Origin of the sequence: Xanthomonas cissicola, from assembly GCF_008801575.1 — a bacterium.
In the GTDB taxonomy this organism is placed as follows: Bacteria; Pseudomonadota; Gammaproteobacteria; order Xanthomonadales; family Xanthomonadaceae; genus Xanthomonas; species Xanthomonas cissicola.
In genome coordinates this window covers 1-4,558 of the sequence record NZ_VZPL01000138.1, presented here as the reverse complement: position 1 = coordinate 4,558, position 4,558 = coordinate 1, and the positions used below count along the sequence as shown (strand labels likewise).

Sequence of the window (4,558 nt, the reverse complement as noted above, 5' to 3'; positions counted from 1 at the left end):
TGCTCCAGCGGACCCTGCTGACGGGCAAGAAGGAGCCCAACGTCGCCGCCAATGAACTCGCGGTGGAGGCCGTGAACCACGAGAGCGACACGCTCGACCGCGAGATCCAGAACCTGAAGACCGAGCTGGAACTGCGCCGCGAGCTGGCCAACAACTCGCCGATGGCCATCATCCAGCGCCACGGCACGCGTGCGGCGGGTTCGCGTGGCATCTACGAGGGTGATCCGGTGCCTGACCGTCTCGACCAGTTGCAGAAGGGCAATCCGGGAGTCCGGCCATGAGCACGACTGGGCTACGGCCGCGCTGGCTGTTCAGCAGGCGCGCGGCGAAGGCGCTGATGTGGACGGTGGTGATCATTGCCGCTGCCGTGGGCACCAACATTGCTGGCATTTACATGGTCGGCAGCGTTACCGGTTGGGAGCGCTGGCTGGCGGCCGCGGAAGGCTATTTCCTGGTGTGGAGGCTCTGCCTGTACGGGACGACGGCCTATGGATGGATCTGGATGCGCCGCCGGCTGCTGGCGCGCGAGGCCGACGCGCAGGCGCGACGCCGCTTGGTGCGCAGCGAGATCGCCGGCGTCCTCGCCATCGTGGCGCTGGAAACCAGCCTGCTGATGCAGGGCTGAGGGGAGATTTAGGTCATGACGCTTTTCACGACCGACTACTTGGAGTACTACCTCACCCTTGTCTCCTGGATCGTCAATAACGGCATCTGGGCTGTGTTGGTATCCAGCGGGGTGTTCGCCCTCCCCTTCGTGGCGATCATCGTGCAGGAATGGCTCAAGGCCCGCACGGAAGGTGCCGACGAAGGCAACAAGGGCGTGCTCTCGGCTGCGCGCATTGAGAATCGTGTATTCGTGGCCATCGTGGTGGTGATGTTTGCCGGCATCCCTTTCATCGACGTCGACCTCACCACCATCCAGTACGACAGCTCACGCTCCGCGCAGTGCCAGGTCAGTGTGCCGCAGCCTGCCGACACAGGCTGGTCGCAGTCATTCTCGACCCTCAACAACCAAAGCGCCAAGTTGCCGGTGTGGTGGGCCTTCATGCATGCGCTTTCGCGCGCTGTCACGGGAGCCTCGGTTGCCGCAATTCCCTGCGGCACCGATCTGCGGCAGATGCGGATGGAGATCGACGCCACGCGCATCGACGATCCAGTGCTGGCCCAGGAAGTCGCGGATTTCAGCCACGATTGCTACGGGCCGGCCCGTGCCAAGCTATTCATGCAGCGCCCGCAACTTGATGAAGAGCAGATGCACGACGTCACTTGGATCGGCTCGCGCTTCTTCACGGACACGGCTGGCTACTACGACAGCTATCGTTCCAGCACCCCGCGCGAGGACTGGCCCTACGACAGCAACCGCGATGCAGGGCTTGCGCAGGTGTCCAGCGGCGGCTACCCGAACTGCCGCCAATGGTGGGCCGAGGGCAGCAACGGCCTGCGGGCACGGCTTCTGGGCCAGGTAGACCCCGGCCTTCTCACTCGGCTGGCAGGCTGGGCTGGATTCCTGAGCCGCAACCAGGTGGACGATTCGGTAATCCGCGCAATCGCTTCGCCGCGGCAACAGAAGCTCAATCAGGGCTCGGTCTATACGGACTACGGCGGTCAGATTGACAAGACATTACCCAACGTCGTCAACCGTGCCACCAGCGATGTTGGCTTGGCGGTTGGTGCCCTCGCCGCTTTCCCGGCAATGGACGTGGTGCGCCAGGCCCTGCCCATGGTGCTCGCACTGCTCAAGATGGCGTTGGTGATCTGCATTCCATTGGTGTTGGTCATCGGCACCTACGACCTCAAGATGGTCGTCACGGTCAGCGTCGTGCAGTTCGCGCTGTTCTTCGTCGATTTTTGGTTCCAGTTGGCCCGCTGGATCGATAGCACCATCCTGAATGCGCTTTATGGTTGGGGTTTTGGGTGGAACCGCCCGCACTCAAACTTCGACCCCGTGATGGGATTGAACAATGCCTTTGGAGACATGCTGCTCAATTTCGTGACGGCGACGATGTTCTTGGTACTCCCCACGTTCTGGATTGGTGCGCTCACTTGGGTGGGCGTCCGTGCTGGTGCGATCGCCAATACCTTCGCCACTGCTACAAAAGATGCAGGTAGCGCGGGAGGTAAAGGAGCTGGAGCAATCTCGGGCGGCAAGCTCAGGTAGTCGATGCAGCTTGGGTATCAGTCGTCTTGGTACATCTCGTGGGATGTATCGTTGTGCAGATTGGGATCGTAGCCTGGTGTAGTCCGCAACTCCTCAATGGTCGGGTACTGCAACTCGTAGTCATCTTCAGCGGGATGTTGCTGATCCATTGCCCATCCCGCGACCATCACGCCCAGCACCACGACTGCGAACCAGAAGGCAACGTAGAGCAGCAGTCCCAGCACAGCCAGCTTGACCACCCACAACGCCAACGCGGCACCAACGACAGGCACCCCTTTAGAGGCGAGCCAACTCGACAACCTTCGCTCGCCGCGCGCATAGGCGCGCCATCCACGGCCAACGCTGCGGCCGAGACGTTCTGCGGTACTGATGCGGGTTGTCGTGTTCATGATTGTCTCCTGCTACACGAGGAATTCCTATTCTAGTCTGGTCCAATTCACTCTGCTTGGGGCTTCAATGTGCTCTTTGGCTGCTTCAGGACGCTTCGTCATCCGGTTCCACCGGCCCAGGGTCGGGCTCCACACCGATGCGATAGGTGGCAACGAAACCCGGCCAGTCCACGTGGTCAACCAGGTCGATGTCCTTGATGACCCTGACTTTCGCTTCCGCACGCTCGAACAGGGCAATGCTCTTGGCGGGATAGTTGTTGCGCGACGGATAGAGCACCCCGTCGAACAGCGGCAGGCCGTCGTCTCCGAGCATCGCATGCACCTGGGCGGACACCTGCTGCGTGTGCGTGTAGTCGCGGCTGGCCAATTGCTCCAGGTTCAAGCCGAAGTAGCCCGCCATGACGCCCGGTGCCGTGAGATCGGCTAGGCGCACGCCGTATAGAACGCCCACGGCGCGCACCATCCGACCCTGGACTTCTTGCAGCGCGATCAAGCGCGTGGTGTCCGCAAGCCACTGGTGCTTGTGAAACACCGATTCCATCAGCGCCGTAGGTAGGTCGGGGCCCAGGTAGAGCACGCCGTAGGCCCCCGTCGGGTCGTCGTAGCGGTTGGTGCTGCTGCGGCCATAGTGCAGCGGGCTGCCCCGATAGACGATGCGGCTCACATGCTGGAGCAGTTCACCCGCATCGATTAGGAACAACGGCAACTCGTGACTCATGGCAGTCTCACCTCAATGCACCTGAACGCCCAGCACGTTGAACACGGCCTCGCTTACCTTGTCGATCGAGTCTGGCGTCACCGCATCTACCGGCGAACGCCCGCCCAAGCCTTCGAGCGGTTCGGAAAGCGCACCGTAAATCGTCCAGTTGTCGATGCCCTCGACCTCCTGGAGGACGGCTTGAGTCAACTGCTGTTTCACCGGGTCGAGTTGCCAGTCGGGCAGCTTCTGGCCGCGCGGCCCCACGTTCAGTGCCAGCAACCGACGGGCGAGGATGTCCTTGTAGATCTGCTGACGCGACTTGTCCGCCAACTTGGCGAATTCGGGGATCGGCAGGTTATGCGGCTGGTTAAAGGTTTTCAGCAACGCGGTGCGGCCACGCTGGACTTCGGTTTCATTCGGTGCCCAGCGCGTCTCGGCGCGCAGCGCGTCCGCCTTGCGTGCCAAGGTCTGCTCCATCGTCTCCATTTCCAGGCGGGCGGGAAGCTCCACCGCCTCTACACGCTCGTGAACGAACGCCTGCAGTTCGGCCGCGAAAGCCCCGGCATCTCGGATATCAACAATGGCGGCGAAGCGACGCACATCCTCCACCGTGACGCGCGGCAAACGGTCGGCAATTAATTCAATGGTATTGGACATGATCATCTCCCAGGCAGGTTTAAGACAGGAACCACCCTAGTCGCCCCTGTCGCCTTTGTCAACTTTGTCGCCTGATAAAACCCTCTTGGCTGAAACGGCGTCCGCGCAGCATAGGCAGAGCTAGCACAGAGGGTCGCCGCCCAATCCACACAAGCGGATTCCACATTGACGCTGGAACCGCAATCTGCGCCTCGCTATACCGAAACGGTTAAAAGCCAAGGGGCAGAAATGGCAAGGGAATGGGGTGCAAGGGGAAAGGCCCTACCCCGAAAAGGCTAAATGGCCTCCCGCACGGCCCGCTATCAGGATACCTACATGCTCTCCCTGTTCCAGCGAAAAAGGGCTTCGGTCGCTGCCGCTGCGTCGCCAGGACCCACCACCGACCTCCCGAAAGGGCTGACGCGGCCGGAGACGGCCGCGTCCTTGCTCGCCACCCCGCGCCGTCAGAAGCTGCTGGAACACATTTGGCAGCGCACGTCGCTGTCTCGCCAGCAGTTCGAAACGCTGTACCGCACGCCCTTGGAGCGCTACGCCGCGCTTGTGCAGCAATTTCCCGCCTCAGAGAGCCACCACCATGCCTACCACGGCGGCATGCTCGACCATGGTCTTGAAATCGTTGCCTACGCGCTCAAGCTGCGGCAGTCCTATCTGCTG

At 61.8% G+C, this 4,558-nt stretch carries 6 protein-coding genes and 1 pseudogene; 4 read left to right on the top strand and 3 right to left on the bottom strand.

Annotated elements, in window-relative coordinates:
- The 3 genes and pseudogenes from F7R02_RS24340 to F7R02_RS24330 form a co-directional block, all read left to right on the top strand.
- Positions 1-281, top strand: a pseudogene (locus tag F7R02_RS24340) (integrating conjugative element protein); the annotation flags it as partial.
- On the top strand, positions 278-625 hold the full coding sequence (locus F7R02_RS24335; protein WP_053054019.1) for a hypothetical protein: 348 nt from the start codon (positions 278-280) through the stop codon (positions 623-625). The pseudogene F7R02_RS24340 and the gene F7R02_RS24335, both read left to right, overlap by 4 nt.
- A gap of 15 nt (positions 626-640) precedes the next feature.
- A complete protein-coding gene (locus F7R02_RS24330; RefSeq protein WP_078590755.1) occupies positions 641-2,158 on the top strand; it encodes a conjugal transfer protein TraG N-terminal domain-containing protein in 1,518 nt (505 codons plus the stop codon).
- Positions 2,159-2,175: 17 nt separating this feature from the next.
- Here the strand turns inward: F7R02_RS24330 and F7R02_RS24325 are convergent, their stop codons facing one another.
- The 3 genes from F7R02_RS24325 to F7R02_RS24315 form a co-directional block, all read right to left on the bottom strand.
- On the bottom strand, positions 2,176-2,547 hold the full coding sequence (locus F7R02_RS24325) for a DUF3742 family protein (RefSeq protein WP_078590753.1): 372 nt from the start codon (positions 2,545-2,547) through the stop codon (positions 2,176-2,178).
- 85 nt (positions 2,548-2,632) lie between these two features.
- The gene (locus tag F7R02_RS24320; protein WP_151210267.1) at positions 2,633-3,265 is read right to left on the bottom strand and encodes an RES family NAD+ phosphorylase; all 633 of its coding nucleotides are present in this window, start codon (positions 3,263-3,265) and stop codon (positions 2,633-2,635) included.
- Between the two features lie 12 nt (positions 3,266-3,277).
- On the bottom strand, positions 3,278-3,904 hold the full coding sequence (locus F7R02_RS24315) for an integrase (protein ID WP_078590763.1): 627 nt from the start codon (positions 3,902-3,904) through the stop codon (positions 3,278-3,280).
- 315 nt (positions 3,905-4,219) lie between these two features.
- On the opposite strand from F7R02_RS24315, the gene F7R02_RS24310 reads away from it, so the two are divergent.
- Positions 4,220-4,558, top strand: a 339-nt coding sequence (locus tag F7R02_RS24310; protein WP_208789142.1) for a TraI domain-containing protein, incomplete at its 3' end; no start/stop codon positions are given.